The organism is Microbulbifer maximicatervae (SeqCode), from assembly GCF_052468295.1.
Genome location: NZ_CP174340.1, coordinates 5,545,320 through 5,559,498, shown reverse-complemented (window position 1 = coordinate 5,559,498; position 14,179 = coordinate 5,545,320). Strand labels below are relative to the sequence as shown.

General features: G+C 50.7%; 14 protein-coding genes. 9 read left to right on the top strand and 5 right to left on the bottom strand.

Going from position 1 to position 14,179, the window contains the following annotated elements; all coding sequences use genetic code 11:
* Positions 1 to 137: 137 nt before the first annotated feature.
* On the bottom strand, positions 138 to 1,613 hold the full coding sequence (gene gltX / locus ACJJIQ_RS24670) for a glutamate--tRNA ligase (RefSeq protein WP_444912172.1): 1,476 nt from the start codon (positions 1,611 to 1,613) through the stop codon (positions 138 to 140).
* A 276-nt stretch (positions 1,614 to 1,889) separates the two neighbouring features.
* Here gltX and ACJJIQ_RS24665 point away from each other — a divergent pair, with 276 nt between their 5' ends.
* Genes ACJJIQ_RS24665 through ACJJIQ_RS24655 form a run of 3 tightly spaced genes read left to right on the top strand, consistent with a single transcriptional unit; the run spans position 1,890 to position 5,909 of the window.
* Positions 1,890 to 2,423, top strand: coding sequence for a hypothetical protein (locus ACJJIQ_RS24665; protein WP_445363301.1), 534 nt, complete (start codon positions 1,890 to 1,892; stop codon positions 2,421 to 2,423).
* A gap of 38 nt (positions 2,424 to 2,461) precedes the next feature.
* Complete coding sequence (locus ACJJIQ_RS24660; protein ID WP_445363300.1) at positions 2,462 to 4,975, top strand: TcfC E-set like domain-containing protein; 2,514 nt, start codon at positions 2,462 to 2,464, stop codon at positions 4,973 to 4,975.
* Positions 4,962 to 5,909, top strand: coding sequence for a hypothetical protein (locus tag ACJJIQ_RS24655; RefSeq protein WP_445363299.1), 948 nt, complete (start codon positions 4,962 to 4,964; stop codon positions 5,907 to 5,909). Before ACJJIQ_RS24660 ends, ACJJIQ_RS24655 begins: the two co-directional genes overlap by 14 nt.
* Before the next feature lie 61 nt (positions 5,910 to 5,970).
* Here the strand turns inward: ACJJIQ_RS24655 and ACJJIQ_RS24650 are convergent, their stop codons facing one another.
* Positions 5,971 to 6,654, bottom strand: a complete 684-nt coding sequence (locus ACJJIQ_RS24650; protein WP_445363298.1) for a fimbrial biogenesis chaperone — start codon at positions 6,652 to 6,654, stop codon at positions 5,971 to 5,973.
* Between the two features lie 460 nt (positions 6,655 to 7,114).
* Between ACJJIQ_RS24650 and ACJJIQ_RS24645 the strand changes: the two genes are divergently transcribed.
* Positions 7,115 to 7,807, top strand: coding sequence for a glycerophosphodiester phosphodiesterase family protein (locus ACJJIQ_RS24645; protein WP_413664492.1), 693 nt, complete (start codon positions 7,115 to 7,117; stop codon positions 7,805 to 7,807).
* Entirely contained in the window at positions 7,791 to 8,999 is a 1,209-nt protein-coding gene (locus tag ACJJIQ_RS24640; RefSeq protein WP_444906338.1) for a glycerol-3-phosphate dehydrogenase/oxidase, read from the top strand. The genes ACJJIQ_RS24645 and ACJJIQ_RS24640 overlap by 17 nt, the downstream gene beginning before the upstream one ends.
* 80 nt (positions 9,000 to 9,079) lie before the next feature.
* Here the strand turns inward: ACJJIQ_RS24640 and ACJJIQ_RS24635 are convergent, their stop codons facing one another.
* The 3 genes from ACJJIQ_RS24635 to ACJJIQ_RS24625 are packed head-to-tail and all read right to left on the bottom strand — an operon-like array spanning position 9,080 to position 10,677.
* Positions 9,080 to 9,301: a hypothetical protein gene (locus ACJJIQ_RS24635; protein WP_445363297.1), complete on the bottom strand. Its 222-nt coding sequence runs from the start codon at positions 9,299 to 9,301 to the stop codon at positions 9,080 to 9,082.
* A gap of 43 nt (positions 9,302 to 9,344) precedes the next feature.
* On the bottom strand, positions 9,345 to 9,968 hold the full coding sequence (locus ACJJIQ_RS24630; protein WP_413664490.1) for an isochorismatase family protein: 624 nt from the start codon (positions 9,966 to 9,968) through the stop codon (positions 9,345 to 9,347).
* Positions 9,969 to 9,984: 16 nt separating this feature from the next.
* Complete coding sequence (locus ACJJIQ_RS24625; protein ID WP_445363296.1) at positions 9,985 to 10,677, bottom strand: pirin family protein; 693 nt, start codon at positions 10,675 to 10,677, stop codon at positions 9,985 to 9,987.
* A gap of 111 nt (positions 10,678 to 10,788) precedes the next feature.
* Between ACJJIQ_RS24625 and ACJJIQ_RS24620 the strand changes: the two genes are divergently transcribed.
* The 4 genes from ACJJIQ_RS24620 (at position 10,789) to ACJJIQ_RS24605 (ending at position 14,157) form a co-directional block, all read left to right on the top strand.
* Positions 10,789 to 10,959, top strand: coding sequence for a helix-turn-helix domain-containing protein (locus tag ACJJIQ_RS24620; RefSeq protein ID WP_445363295.1), 171 nt, complete (start codon positions 10,789 to 10,791; stop codon positions 10,957 to 10,959).
* Between the two features lie 741 nt (positions 10,960 to 11,700).
* The gene (gene dusA, locus ACJJIQ_RS24615) at positions 11,701 to 12,678 is read left to right on the top strand and encodes a tRNA dihydrouridine(20/20a) synthase DusA (protein WP_445363294.1); all 978 of its coding nucleotides are present in this window, start codon (positions 11,701 to 11,703) and stop codon (positions 12,676 to 12,678) included.
* Between the two features lie 44 nt (positions 12,679 to 12,722).
* Positions 12,723 to 13,718, top strand: coding sequence for a transaldolase (gene tal / locus ACJJIQ_RS24610; protein WP_445363293.1), 996 nt, complete (start codon positions 12,723 to 12,725; stop codon positions 13,716 to 13,718).
* Positions 13,699 to 14,157, top strand: coding sequence for a tellurite resistance TerB family protein (locus ACJJIQ_RS24605; protein ID WP_282934160.1), 459 nt, complete (start codon positions 13,699 to 13,701; stop codon positions 14,155 to 14,157). The genes tal and ACJJIQ_RS24605 overlap by 20 nt, the downstream gene beginning before the upstream one ends.
* Positions 14,158 to 14,179: the final 22 nt, after the last annotated feature.

Genomic DNA, 14,179 nt, shown 5'->3' with positions numbered 1-14,179 from the left:
GTCGAAAGCGGGGCGCATTTTAGCAAGGTTTAGGCGCCTGTCAACAGAAAAAATAACTTTTTAATCAATTAGTTAGCTGCTGACACCACAGGCCCCGGAGGCTGCCGCTTCCGGGGGGTCACCAACGCGGATAAGCCTTACTTGAGTCCAGCGTACTCTTTTTCCCAGCGCTTCAGCACCTTCTTCCCTGCACCGCCCAATACGTCGATCGCCTGGCGCAGGCGGGCGCGGCTGAGATCGGGGCCCAGGAGCACCATGGCTTCCATCACGGAGAAGGACGCAGTGGTGCCGCTGATGGCGACAAACAGTGGAGCGTTAAAGTCTTTTAGCTTGATTTCCATGGCCGTGGACAGGGCTTTCACTGCCTGGAAGATACTGTCCTTGTCCCAAGCGCGCAGGGCTTCCAAGCGCCATAGGGCAAATTGAAGCAGCTTCTTCTGGTCATCCAGAGGCAGCTTGTTACCGCTGAAGCTGTCTTCGGTCAGGGGCAGTTTGCCAGAGGCGAGGAAGCTAACCAGCGGAGCAAAGTCACCGAAGGTTTCCATGCGCTCTTTCGCCTGGGGCAGAACCTTAAGCAGGTTGTCGCGGTTAAACATCCACTCGGTCAGGCGATCGGCGAGTTGCTCGTTTTCCAGTTCGCGAATCCACAGACCATTCAACCAGGACAGTTTCTCTACATCAAATACCGGGCCACCCAGGGAAACACGCTTAATATCGAAGTGCTCCAGCATCTCTTCGAGAGAAAACTTCTCGCGCTCATCCGGCATGGACCAACCCATACGACCGAGATAGTTAAGCAGTGCTTCGGGCATAAAGCCGGCGCGCTGGTAATACAGAATAGAGGTGGGGTTCTTGCGCTTGGAAAGCTTGGTCTTGTCCGGGTTGCGCAACAGCGGCAGGTGGCAGAGCACCGGCATTTCCCAACCGAAGTATTCGTACAGCAGTTTGTGCTTGGGTGCGGAGTTGATCCACTCCTCACCGCGAAGAACATGGGTGATCTCCATCAGGTGATCATCCACCACGTTCGCCAAGTGGTAAGTGGGCATACCATCGGACTTGAGCAGAATTTGTGCGTCTACCTGGGCCCAATCAATTTCAATAGTACCGCGCAGCAGATCTTCCACCACACAAGTACCGCTCTCAGGCACATTCATACGCACTACATAAGGTGCTCCGGCAGCGCGACGCTTTTCAACTTCCTCTTCCGGCAGAGCCAGGTCACTGGGCTTCAGTGAAGTACGGCCCGCTTCGCGCAACCCTTCACGGAGTTGCTCCAGTTCTTCCGCCGTACGGTAGCAGTGGAAGGCGTGCCCTTTTTGTACCAGCTCATCGCAGTAAGTTTTGTAGATATCGCCGCGCTCACTCTGGCGATAGGGGCCGTGAGGGCCGCCGACATCCGGTCCTTCCTGCCAATCCAGCCCGAGCCAACGCAGGCTGTCGAGAATGGCTTTCTCCGATTCCGGGGTACTGCGCTGCTGGTCGGTGTCTTCAATACGCAATACAAACTGGCCGCCTTGAGCGCGGGCAAAGCACTGGTTGAAGAGGGCAATATAGGCTGTACCAACGTGGGGATCACCGGTTGGAGACGGTGCGATTCGGGTTCTTACGGTCATGATAAACCTGATTGATAAATGGAGGACTCGTTAAACCGCAGGATTATAGCGCTGGCCAGCCTCTTGGCACAGGCGGGGTTTTCTCCTCAATAAGAATATTTACGCGCCATAACTTCATTATTGTTCGCTAATGACGTGACATACATCACGAAAAAAGTATTATTGCCGCCATAAAGAAGGAATGGCTTGACTAACGTATTACCCCAAATTTTTCAGGGGTTTCCGCGAGCAGCTTCTCCCTAAGAACGATAAATTAATCGCTCAGGATGGCATACCATGCAAAAAAATGTAGTTCGCACACTGTTTTCTGCTATTGCAGCAGGTACTCTTTTCAGCATTTCTGCCGCTTCAATGGCTGATAGTGCTACTGCTAGTGCAAGCAGTGATATCACTCTCTCTTTCACACCCACCATTGAGATCACTCGTGTAGACAACCTCACGATTACTGACCCCACTTTGGGTACCGATGCCGTAGGCACCGAAGATTTCTGTGTGGGCGGCCTCGGGTTCTCCACCTACAGCATCACTTTCGACAGTAATGACGGTGAGAATGATACGGAATTTACCCTGACCGACGGCACCAACAATGTGCCCTACAGTGTTGGTTTTGATAACAGCATCTCCGGTAGCTTCGAGACGGTTACAATAGGCGATGCACTGACAGGCAAAACCCGGAATATTGCTTCCTGTGGCTCCAGCGATAACGCGCGCTTCCAAATCACTGTGGCCAACAGCGATTGGGAAACTGCAACTGTGCTAAATGGCACCACCTATACCGATACCCTGCTGATCACTGTCGCCTCCGAGTAACAGTAAAGAGTGGCTGGCCCTGCCAGCCATAGCTCAATATGGCAGGACGTCATCTGGGGCGCCTTGCGCTGGCTTTGTGTCTGGTGCAAGCCTCTTGCCCCGATGCCCTTGCAGCGACCGCAGCGACTTTCCTACTGGAAACCTCTGCTCCTGAAGGGTTTGATGATCTCACCGAACCCCAGCAACTCGTGGTGGATCTCTACTACGGCGGCCGGGAAATTGGTGCTGCGCAAGTCACAATAGATCCGCGCTTTGTTCGCTTTGACTCCCCGTCTGAGGTACTCGAACTGTTGCCCGAGGTTCGCGACACCGAGCGAATTCTCTCCATCCTCGAACGACCGCAAATAAGAAACAGTCACCATGTATGCCGCTCAAACCGGCAGATTGGCTGTGGCTACTTAATGCCATCGGAGTTTGCCGTTATTTACGATGAGCAGCTCTACCGGCTGGATCTTTTTTTCTCTCAAGAGCTGTTGCCGCAACAAGCGGCAATCAATGATCCTTATTTGCCGGAAGCGAGTTCTGACTTCTCTATCGTACAAAACCTGAGCGGTTCCTGGAGTGGGGTTGAAAGTGATTGGGGCCCGGACAGCTATAGCGCTGCATTAAATGGCAACACCATAGTGAGCTTTGGTGAGAGCGCTCTGCATTCACAATGGTCTGCGGCCTCAGAGCAGGACAGCCGGATCCATAGCCTGTATTGGAGTCGGGATTTTCGGGGGCAAGCCTATTCGGCCGGCCTTTTACAACCCCAAGGGGGCTTTGGCTATTTCCGGCCCCAGGAAGCGATCTATGGCGTAGAGCTACGCACTTCCCAGCGCACCCGAACCGATATCAGTTATCAACAGGGAGCGCCGGTTGAAATTAATATGCCGGTGCGCGGTAGAGTCGAGGTATATCGGGATGAACGACTTATCCACACCGAACTACTGGAGGCCGGCAACCGCCTGTTAAATACCTCTACCCTACCCCACGGCGCCTACGACATTGAGGTGCGCACCTACGATGAAGCAGGGCGGGTATTGAGCCGGCATATCGAATTCTTTGCCAAGGATTCGCTACTGCCGGCCCCCGATGAGTGGTTTTGGAGCTTGCAGGCAGGTTTGCCCACCCGCAGTTTTTGGGGCGACACTCTGCCGGACTACTACGAAGAAGGAATTATTACTGCCTCTGTCGCACGCCGTTTAACGACCGGATTGGGTCTTTTTGTTTCTGGCGCCGCAACCGAGGAGCAGCAATTGTTGGAAATCGGCGGTCGCTGGATTGGCGAAGGCGTTGAAGTCTCCCCAAGCTTGGTGACATCCGGTGATGGGCGCAGCGGATACCGATTACAGGCATTACTTAAACTGCCCTACGGGACTTTTAGTGCAGTAAAAACTGAGCTGGATGCCAATACAACGCCGTTCAATAACGATAAATATACATTGCTGCCGGGCAGCTATTCCCAAACAAGTCTGAGTCTGCGCACAGCAGTATTGGGCGGACAGCTATCCCTAAGATTCAGCGAGCGGGACCAAAACCAACTCCCCGGCAGCATCGACAACGGCGATTCACTGAGCAGTGCCCAGAAGTTAAAAACCCTGGAGTTCCGCCACCCCATTTTTAAGAGCACCCGCTGGCTCGGCAACGCCACTCTGTCCCACAGTGATGCAGACGGCGATCAATACACCAGTCTGGAATTCCAGTTCCGAATGCGCTCCAAACACTGGCAACACACCGCTAATCTTCATAGCGACAACAGTGAACAAAGCACTAGCAGCGAGCGATTTGCACTGCAAAGCCGCTGGTACGACCGGGATTTATGGGCGGCTGAATTTGAGCAGCAGCTTTCTGTGGAAGCATCCCCAGAAGCCAATTACCTGGAGGCCCGTACGCATTTAGCAGGACATCACGGATATTTGAATACTGCAGTTGGGCTTTACGATGATGATGAAGGCCGTGCGATCAACTACCTCGGAGGATTCAGCACCAACCTGATTGCCACAAAAAATTCCCTCAATTGGGGCGGTGAGCAAAATCTCCAGAGCGCGGTTATCGTAAATATCGAAGGCAGTGAAGATAAAGATTTTGAAGTTTTGGTTAATGGCAGCCGCCGTGGATACGCCAAAGGCGGCACAACGTCAGTGATTAATTTACCGGCTTATCGCAGTTACGACCTTTCCCTCCGGCCCCTGGAAGAGGGCTTTTTCGATTACCGGGAAACCTCCGAAACGATTACCCTGTATCCGGGCAATGTGGGCGCCAGCAGTTACCAGATACTGCCACAAATCCTGGTACTGGGCCGATTAACCAGTCTTGGCCAGGGGCTGGCAAATACAGAAATAATCATTGGCGAACACTCAGCGCAAACTGACCAATATGGTGTTTTCCAAATGGAATTCCACGGTGAACATAGCACCATCCTAAATACAGAAGTTCGCTGGGGAAATTGTAAAGCCTCAATCGAAGCCGCTTCATCGGGCGATAGCTGGCTCAACCTGGGAACCATAGAAGAGTCAGAGGCCAACTGCCAGACTGGGCAAATAGCAGAGGTAAGCCGTGTCCGTAATTAAGAAGCTGCACAAACTTGGCCTGGCCTCTGCGCTGTTGATTCCGCTATTTAATATACCAGTACAAGCCCAGGTAAATTGCTCCAGCAATAACGATTTGCGAGTTTGTGGCCTGGAAGATTCACACACTATTGATTACGAATCAGAACCTAAAGAAATTCAGTTCACTACCCGAAGCCTGCTGGGAAGCTGGACCCTGCGCTACGATGTAGAAGTGAGCCCGCTCAGTGGATCTACTTTCGCACTATTTGCGGACAGTGGTGAACAGCTGGATATTGATATTTCATTTCGAGCCAATAACGGCACCACGGAAACACTCAGCCCAGGAACTCAGTCCGCTACTTTTGCCGGCACCAGCGACGATGCAGATACTTATTTAGTGATCGAGCTGGACAGCAGCCAAATACCCTCTTCCAGCCGCTACTCCGCCAGCTTTGAGATGACACTGAATAATTATTTTATTATTTGGACTGCCGGCACCGAAACAGTTCAGTTTGACATTGTGCTGGACGTAGAGCCAAACATCGCCATTCGCAATCTGGGTGATATTGACCTCAGCAACAGTGGCACCCTGTTTGGACAGGCCATTGAGGGCAGTGAGGACTTTTGTGTTGGCGGTATAGGATTTAGCGGTTACACAGTAAACCTGTCCAGCGCCAATGGCAGCACCGGGGGATCAGGCAGCAGTGCCTATGAATTGGGGGGAAACAGTGAACAAATCCCCTACAGCGTTGCCTTCTCAGACAATCTGGCTGCAACTTCAGGCATTTCCCCGGATAGCCTTGGCGATATCTCCGGCAGTTTTAGCCGAACTTCGGATGAAAACTGCCTTTCTGATAATGCGCGAATTTATATTTCCATTGCGCCCACAGACTGGGAAAACGCGGGCGAACCTCTCTACACCGATGTACTCACAGTAACGGTGAGCAGCCAGTGAGCTAAATACAAAATAATCCTTTAATCCGCCCAGCCTGCTATAGGCAAGCAACCAATTCTAATTAGCCACTAAGAGGAAAACGAACCCGCTCACTCTGCTGCCCTCGCAGTAAAACTTCCAGCTCGCCGCCAACGGGTTTACCCGTTACTTCGATACTGGTGCCAGCGTATAACCGACCGGTGGCCTCAATTTTTTCACACTTCTCTTCAGTCACACAATGACGTACTTCCACGACTTCTACATTAATATTGCCACTATTCGTGAGTCGGTAATGATCCCCTTCAGCCACTAAATCAATTTTATAAGCTCCGCCTTTTGGCTGCACAAATACCAACGCCTGATAAGCTACAAGGATTTTTAGTGCCGTTCTGTCACTCTTGATATCACCTACAACAGGTTTAAAAGTCACCCGGTAGACTTTTTCCTCTTCAAGATCTCTATCTAAGGCCATTAAGCGAAAGCGCTTTCTCTCTCCGGGAGCCAGGACAGCTCTTGCGGGGCTGACAAGGAGTTTAAATTCATCAGGATTTATCACCCTGACTCGGCTCTCATTATCATGGCCGGGGTTATCCACACGGAATATTTCAGTTTGGATATATAGCGTCTCATTATCTGGATTGCTGACGAGAACATCATCCCGGGCGCTGGGAGTATCTTCCAGGTAAAGGACAATTTTATCCACAGACATAGCTGCCATTACTGGCTGGACGACAAAGAGTAGCAGTGAAAGCAGTACTTTTTTCATAAAGAGCGGGTAGTTTTAGAACTTCTTATAGTAAGCGCAATATCGGGCTGTTTTATCCACAAGTCAAATCGGAACCTAATGAGCCTCCCTTAAATCAACATCACCAGCCCCGCTAGTAAATAAGAGGCAATACTGATTTGCCCTACACCGCCTGAAAAGTAAAACACTGCCAACGTAATAGATCATCCTGACGCGACATACCGCTAGCTAACTCAGTGGCGCGCTATCCATATGGGCAGTATGCAATCGATTCAGCATCATCACAATGTAAAAACCCCAGCCCTCCATTGATAGCCCTCTGGTCCCATATTTCCTCCCCGTGAACCTTGCAACAGCGGTGGCACCGTCTATTTTTCCTGTATGACCCGGCTCCAGCCAGGGTCCGGTTCATCTCTGGGCAAAGGCCAAATTACGCCCAATTCCAGACGACAATAACACCCGCTTTTCGGACCAGATTCACATGTTAATTGCTCATCGCGGCGACAAGACCCGCCAACCAGAGAATACGATTGCCGCTTTCGAGGCGGCCCATAATCTGGGGGCCTGCGCTATTCAGTGCGATATCCGCTTCAGCGCCGACGGCACCCCCTGGTGCTTCCACGAGGATAGCCTGCACATCCCCGGCAATGACCAGTCCCAGGTCTTCCACTCCCTTAGGGACTCACAGTTACACCACCAGTCGATCAATCGCTTTATCGAGCTGGTAGACTGGGCCAGCTGCCATCGCCACCTGGATTGGTTTATCGGTATCTCACCTGCCAATATCGCCGCCACTGGATTTGTCACCGCCGTTAAAAAGTTAATGGAGCTGATGCGCAGTGAGAATGAGTCATTCGCTCTACTCACCGCAGACTGCCGCAGCCTCAGAGCCGCCCGCAATATGGGCTGGCATCGGGTTGCCCTTGAGATCAATAGTGTCTCCCGGTGCCTATCTGCCGACATTGTTACTTTGGCGCCAGAATATCTACTAATTCGCGACAGCCAGGTTGAATGTGACGAATTGCCCCCAGGCCCCTGGCAATGGGTTGTCTATGAAATCAACTCGACAGAAGAGGCAGTACTCTGGCGCAAGCGCGGTGCTCACCATATTCTCACCGGCAACTTACCGCTGCTGATGCGCTCCCGGGAAGCGAGTGATGTCTACGGATTTTGATGTCCTGGTAGTCGGCGCAGGTATACAGGGAGCGGGAGCCGCTGAGGTTCTGGCCACAAATCACTATTCCGTGGTGATACTCGAACAGCTGGGTATCGCCGCCGCCACTTCCTCTCGCTCCTCCAAACTCATTCACGGCGGCTTGCGTTACCTGGAGAGCGGCCAGTTCCGTTTGGTCTACGAGTGCCTGCGGGAGAGAAAGTGGCTACTGGATAACAAGCCTGAACTCGTGAGAATGGTCCCTTTTTATATCCCTATCTACCAGCACAGCAGGAGACCGGCCTGGCTGGTCCGCTTGGGGTTGAGCCTCTACAGCCTGTTGTCGGGAATAAACAACAGCGATTCCCGCTTTCGAAAAGTCCCTAAATCCCAATGGGACAGCTTGCCGGGCCTGAATCGGGAAGGCCTGAAGGCTGTATTTCGCTACTACGATGCACAAACCGACGATGCCGCTTTAACCCGTGACGTTGTAGCTTCGGCAGTCGCTCAAGGGGCTCAAATAATTTGCCCTGGCAGTTTGGTAGGCGCAGAAGTCACCCGCGACCATGTCCGGATTGATTATGTAGCTAACGGCAAGCTCAACACCCTGCGCACCCGTGCATTGGTCAATTGCAGTGGCCCCTGGGTAGCCAATACCAATGCTCGCTGTACGCCCCCAGTAGATATTCCACCTATCGACTTGGTTGCAGGCACCCATATCTTGTTGCCTCTATCACTAGGCGACAAAATCTACTACGTCGAAGCTGATGACGGACGCGCAATTTTTGTAATGCCCTGGCAAGACAAAACCCTGGTAGGGACCACAGAGAGGCCCTATTTCGGCGATCCTCGCGACGTAACACCGACTCTCGAGGAAGAGAGCTATCTCTTACAGGCCGTACAGAAATATTTTGCGCAAGCCCGAGGGTTGAATGGAGAGGACATTTGCGAGAGCTACGCGGGGCTGCGAGTACTTCCTGAAATGGAGAAGAGCCCCTTCGCGCGATCCCGGGAATCCATTATTTGCTGCGATGACGATAAGAAGCCACGGATGTTGGCCGTAGCAGGCGGCAAATTGACCAGCTACCGCGCTACTGCCCGCAAGATACTGAAAAAACTGGAGCCCACCCTCCAGGCTGGTCGATCGATTGCCACAAAAAATACCCCGACCAAAACAGAAGATAGTTCCTCCGAAAGAGAGCGAAATATTTAAATACATTTTGAATGTGCAGTTTAATTTTCCAATCTCAAGTCACTTTAATATCAACCCAAAATAGTCATCTGACAAATAAATTATCTCTTCACCTTTTTACCGTAAATATGCCCAACCAAATAGAAAGCGAACGGTATAATCAAATAGCTAATAATCGGTACTATAATCGCCACAGCAGCAATTACTTGTAACAATTTATGATCTGGCAAAATTAGGGCTAAGCTGTCGGGAATAAAATAAACCAAAGGAATCAAGGATGAAAATGTAATTAATGTAGCAAAATGCTTATTGTGATGAACCATAGATATACTCCCGCCCTCCCGTAAAAATGAGAGGGGCTTTGAATTACTTTTGGTTTGCTGCAGTAAGGTAGCTGTTATATACCCATCGATATGTCGTATGTTGAGCTAATATGCCCCCAAGCTCCGTGCCGTGATCACTTCGCCAATCATCCATCATCTCAGCCAACACGGATGACCAGGTAGCAACTTTAACGCCCGCCTGCGTCATACGATGCATAGCAGCTTGTGTCACTGTACTATTCCAAGTACCAGAAGCATCCACTACGGCATATACATCATACCCTTCGGCTACAGCAGAGATAGCGGGAAACATCAAGCAGACATCCGTAACAATGCCAGCCATAATTATTTTTTTACGCCCGGTTGACTCAATAGCTCGCTTAAACTCCGGACTTTTCCACGCGTTTATCTCACCTTCACGCTCAATTATTTCACTGCCCAAGATGTTTGTTATCTCTGGCATAATAGGACCATTAGGGCCTTCAGGCATACTCGCGGTAACAACAGTGGGTAAACCTACTGCTTTCGCAAGATTTGCCAATCCCTTTATGTTCTCCGTCATCAGATGCGGATCCAGATCCCGACAACTCACCAATAGTCCCGTTTGATGATCAATTAATGCCAACACAGAATTGTCTTTAGTTAAGGTCTCTGAAAACTTATTCACGGTGCTACCTACCTATTTAATGCTTTAACTTTCTAATAACAATTGCACTTGTATTAACATCTGCAATTAACTTACCGCTATAACTCCTAATTAAATCTCCATCCTTCACGTTTTCTTTTTGCCCAGCTTCAGAAAAGACTCCCCAGCCTTTAGTTAGGTAAACCAGAATTTCGCCATTAAATGAAATTTGCTCAGCTGCATTTAAATTGGCGATCTCGATAATCGTACTGTTATCAAAGGTCACTGTTTGATCATCGCGGCCCCCATAAACCCGGGTGACCTTATTTTGGCTGGGCATGTAATACTTGTAGCCTGCGGCTTGACCAGAGACAGTTGGTAAGACCCATAACTGGATCATTCGATTTTTTTTGCTATCCGGGTTCACCTCGTTGTATGTAAACCCCTGGCCTCCAGCTCGCTGGACTTGCACCCCTCCTTTATCTAAACCTTTGCCATGCTCTAAAGAGCCCTCATGTTGTATTCGTCCATCCACCATGACCGAGATCACATCTATCTCACGGTGAGGATGCATGCCTGTTTCGCCTTTCGGATTGAAGCGGGCATCGGCCAGATAAACAAAATTATCGAGCCCTTCAGAGGTATGTGGATGTTTGTGCGGACCGAACACCTGGCTATCCGTGACCAACCTGTGCTCGGTAAGTCCAGCAAAACCGCCAAGTGGTAGTGAGTCACGTTTGAGGATTTTCATGATGTGCCTCCAAAATATGTAAGCGATGGAGGTATCTTAGGCACAACTTATTGTTTGATATATACCAAAATCAGAATATGACTATCCCACTTTCAACAACAATAGATTTCTATGAGCCAAGACCTCAAAGATATGAAGGTGCTTTTAGCCGTAGTGGAAACAGCTAGCTTTATCCAAGCCGCAAATCGCCTGGCTATACCAAAAGCCAACATAAGTAAGAAAGTCGACCACCTGGAGGGTCAGCTATCAGTCAGGCTCTCAAACCTTAAAGGAGGTAGGTAGGAAGTATTTAAATCACTGTCTGCGTATTGAAGAAAAGATGATACAGGCCGAAGGAAAAGTGCCTGAAATACTGCAGGTTCATCACCAACCATGCTCACTTTAAAACATGAAATTCCTACAAAAATTAAAGGTTAGGAAAATCATTAAAAGTTATTTAATTAGCGCCCTGGTAAGATCCTCCCAATAATTTCTCAGTATGAAATAGGTGCTCGAGAAAATATAAATCTAAATTTTTCGAATGACTTCTAAATTATTAATCGGGGCACTATTGCAAAATTAGAGCAAGGAAAGAAAGAAAGAAAGAAAAATTATTTATGCACCACACCCATAAAATAGAATCAGGATTACTTAAATCTGCGCGTTTATGAGGGCTCTATCTGAGATATTTAAACAAAGAAGCTGCTATTTAATAACGCCATACAAGGTCCATGCTCTCAATAAACTGCTGACAAGATAATACTTTGACCTTACCCCAGTTACTCACCACTTATGCAAGCCCAGTAGCGCTAAGTATTCACCAAAAGAGGCCTCGGTTCTGGAGCTTGACGACCAGCCCAGCAAGCATACGTTGTCCAGCGGGACAGCTGTCAGCCTCATGCAATCGGCACAACTGTCGGGCACAATAAATGCTCAAGAGGTCAAAATACCCTCATCCACATACATTTCCACATGGGGTCTACGTTTTACATCCCATATAATGGCGGGCTATTCTGTTTTTATTAGTCTGTTACACCGTAGTTTATGTCCGATTTTAGCCCCCATCGCTTTTGTACCGCTCCGCTGCTTGATTGGAGCGACCGCCATTGCCGCTATATGTGGCGTCTATTGAGCAAGCATGCACGCCTGTATTCGGAAATGGTGACCACCGGGGCAATACTGCATGGTGACCAACAGCGACATTTGCAATTTGATGCAGCTGAACAACCTGTCGCCCTGCAGTTGGGGGGCAGTGACCCTCAAGAACTGGCTGAATGCGCCCGTATCGCTGAGGAATGGGGCTATAGCGAAATCAACCTTAACTGTGGCTGCCCCAGTGACCGAGTCCAGTCCGGGCGCTTTGGCGCCTGCCTTATGGCGGAACCGGATGTGGTAGCCGCAGGGCTCACTGCCATGCGTGAAGCAGTATCTATTCCGGTTACCGTCAAGCACCGTATCGGCATCGACGATATGGAAGACTACCCAGGCCTGACCCGCTTCGTGGAGGCCCAGGCCAATGCCGGTGTGGATACCTTTATCGTCCACGCGCGCAAAGCGTGGCTAAAGGGGCTAAGCCCCAAGGAAAACCGTGAAATTCCTCCGCTCAATTACGACATGGTTTACCAGTTGAAGAAGGATTACCCCCAACTACAAATTGTTATTAATGGGGGGATCAATTCAATTGAGGAATGCCAGCAACATTTAAGCCACGTGGATGGTGTTATGCTGGGGCGCGCGGCTTACCAAACCCCGACAATCCTGGCCCAGGTGGACAGCCAATTATTTGGCGGTGAGACCGGCCCGGATGCCATCCAGGTGGTAGAGCAGATGCTGCCCTATATCGAGCAGGAAATGCAGCGTGGACAGCGCTTGAATCATATCACCCGGCATATGCTCGGGTTATTCCAGGGGCTTCCTGGTGCTCGGCGCTTCCGCCGCCATTTGAGCGAAAATGCCCACAAGCCGGGGGCGGGTCCCGAGGTGCTTGAACAGGCACTGGCCCAGGTCACCCAAGCCGCTTAGACCGCTTTCAATATGTAGACCAGTGAATAATTAAGGGAGGAACCATGAACAAGTTGGAGCAACTCAAACAGCGCAGCCAGGTTGTAGCAGATACGGGAGACATTGAAGCGATTCGCCGATATTGTCCTCAAGATGCAACAACCAATCCCTCCCTACTGTTTAAGGCCGCCCAGCTCCCTCAGTACGACAACCATATCGCCGAGGCACTCCAGTGGGCCGAGAGCCACCAGGGAGGCTCAAGCCCAGAAAACATTGCGCGCCTGGCCGCCATCAAACTGGCTGTCAGCATCGGCACGGAAATCTTGCAGTTGGTGCCCGGAGTGGTATCCACCGAGGTCGATGCTCGCCTCTCCTTTGATACCCGCGCTACTATTGATTACGCACGCCACTTGATCGCCCTCTATGAACGCGCAGGTATTGCCAAAGAGCGGGTATTGATCAAGATCGCGTCGACATGGGAAGGCATTGCTGCCGCATCAGTACTGGAGCGCGAGGGAATCCACTGCAACCTGACCTTGTTGTTCAGTCAATCCCAGGCGATTGCCTGTGCCGAAGCCGGGGTAACTCTGATCTCCCCCTTCGTCGGTCGAATCCTCGATTGGCATATCGCCAACAGCGACCGCGAGTCATTCCCTGCGGAAGAGGACCCGGGCGTAATCTCGGTGCGCAATGTCTATGAGTACTACAAGTCCCGAGACTACAAAACCATTGTGATGGGCGCCAGCTTCCGCAATACCGGGGAGATCGAGGCCCTGGCTGGTTGCGATCGACTGACAATCAGCCCTCAGCTATTACAGGCCCTGGAGGACAGTGAGGCACCTCTCGCTGCTGGCCTGCCACCGGTATCCGCAACCAAATCCCGGCCGACACAGGATCTGGCTGAAGCCGAATTCCGCTTTCAATTGAATAGCGATGCCATGGCCACTGAAAAGCTTGCCGATGGCATCCGGAACTTCGTGAAGGATCAGGAACGTTTAGAGCTATTGTTACAGAACCGAGTAAAGGGACAGCAGGAAATTCATGCTGCAACAAATCCGTAAACTGTTTGAGCAGATAGGAAATAGCGTTGATGTTGAAGCACGTGACGAAAAAGACGTGCGGATGATCAGCGCTGCGCTGTTAGTCGAGGTCGCCACTGTCGATCAAAAGCTCGATGAGTGTGAGCGTGAAACGCTCACACAGCTCTTATGCCAGCACTACTCTCTCGACCAGACTAGTGCCACAGAAATAGTCAGTGAAGCTATTGGCCAACGGGACAGAGCCACATCCCTGTTCGAGTTCACCCAGGCGGTGAATGAACAGTTCAGCGAGAGAGATAAATACCTGCTGATTTTGCAGATGTGGCAGGTAGCTTTTTCAGATGATGTTATCGAGGCTTTCGAGGAGCACCTGATTCGCAGGGTGGCAGAGCTAATTTATCTGCCACACGGACTCTTCACCAAGGCACGCGCCGAGGCGAGGGATATGAAGCGTTGCTAAGAAAGGGAGATTTCCAGGACTG

What these genes read in the sequence shown, in the direction of transcription:
- ACJJIQ_RS24645 (WP_413664492.1), top strand. Translation starts at nt 7,115, where the DNA reads ATGTTAATTGCTCATCGCGGCGACAAGACCCGCCAACCAGAGAATACG.
- dusA (WP_445363294.1), top strand. Translation starts at nt 11,701, where the DNA reads ATGTCCGATTTTAGCCCCCATCGCTTTTGTACCGCTCCGCTGCTTGAT.
- ACJJIQ_RS24640 (WP_444906338.1), top strand. Translation starts at nt 7,791, where the DNA reads ATGTCTACGGATTTTGATGTCCTGGTAGTCGGCGCAGGTATACAGGGA.
- gltX (WP_444912172.1), bottom strand. Translation starts at nt 1,613, where the DNA reads ATGACCGTAAGAACCCGAATCGCACCGTCTCCAACCGGTGATCCCCAC.
- ACJJIQ_RS24665 (WP_445363301.1), top strand. Translation starts at nt 1,890, where the DNA reads ATGCAAAAAAATGTAGTTCGCACACTGTTTTCTGCTATTGCAGCAGGT.
- ACJJIQ_RS24605 (WP_282934160.1), top strand. Translation starts at nt 13,699, where the DNA reads ATGCTGCAACAAATCCGTAAACTGTTTGAGCAGATAGGAAATAGCGTT.
- ACJJIQ_RS24625 (WP_445363296.1), bottom strand. Translation starts at nt 10,677, where the DNA reads ATGAAAATCCTCAAACGTGACTCACTACCACTTGGCGGTTTTGCTGGA.
- tal (WP_445363293.1), top strand. Translation starts at nt 12,723, where the DNA reads ATGAACAAGTTGGAGCAACTCAAACAGCGCAGCCAGGTTGTAGCAGAT.
- ACJJIQ_RS24660 (WP_445363300.1), top strand. Translation starts at nt 2,462, where the DNA reads ATGGCAGGACGTCATCTGGGGCGCCTTGCGCTGGCTTTGTGTCTGGTG.
- ACJJIQ_RS24635 (WP_445363297.1), bottom strand. Translation starts at nt 9,301, where the DNA reads ATGGTTCATCACAATAAGCATTTTGCTACATTAATTACATTTTCATCC.
- ACJJIQ_RS24620 (WP_445363295.1), top strand. Translation starts at nt 10,789, where the DNA reads ATGAGCCAAGACCTCAAAGATATGAAGGTGCTTTTAGCCGTAGTGGAA.
- ACJJIQ_RS24650 (WP_445363298.1), bottom strand. Translation starts at nt 6,654, where the DNA reads ATGAAAAAAGTACTGCTTTCACTGCTACTCTTTGTCGTCCAGCCAGTA.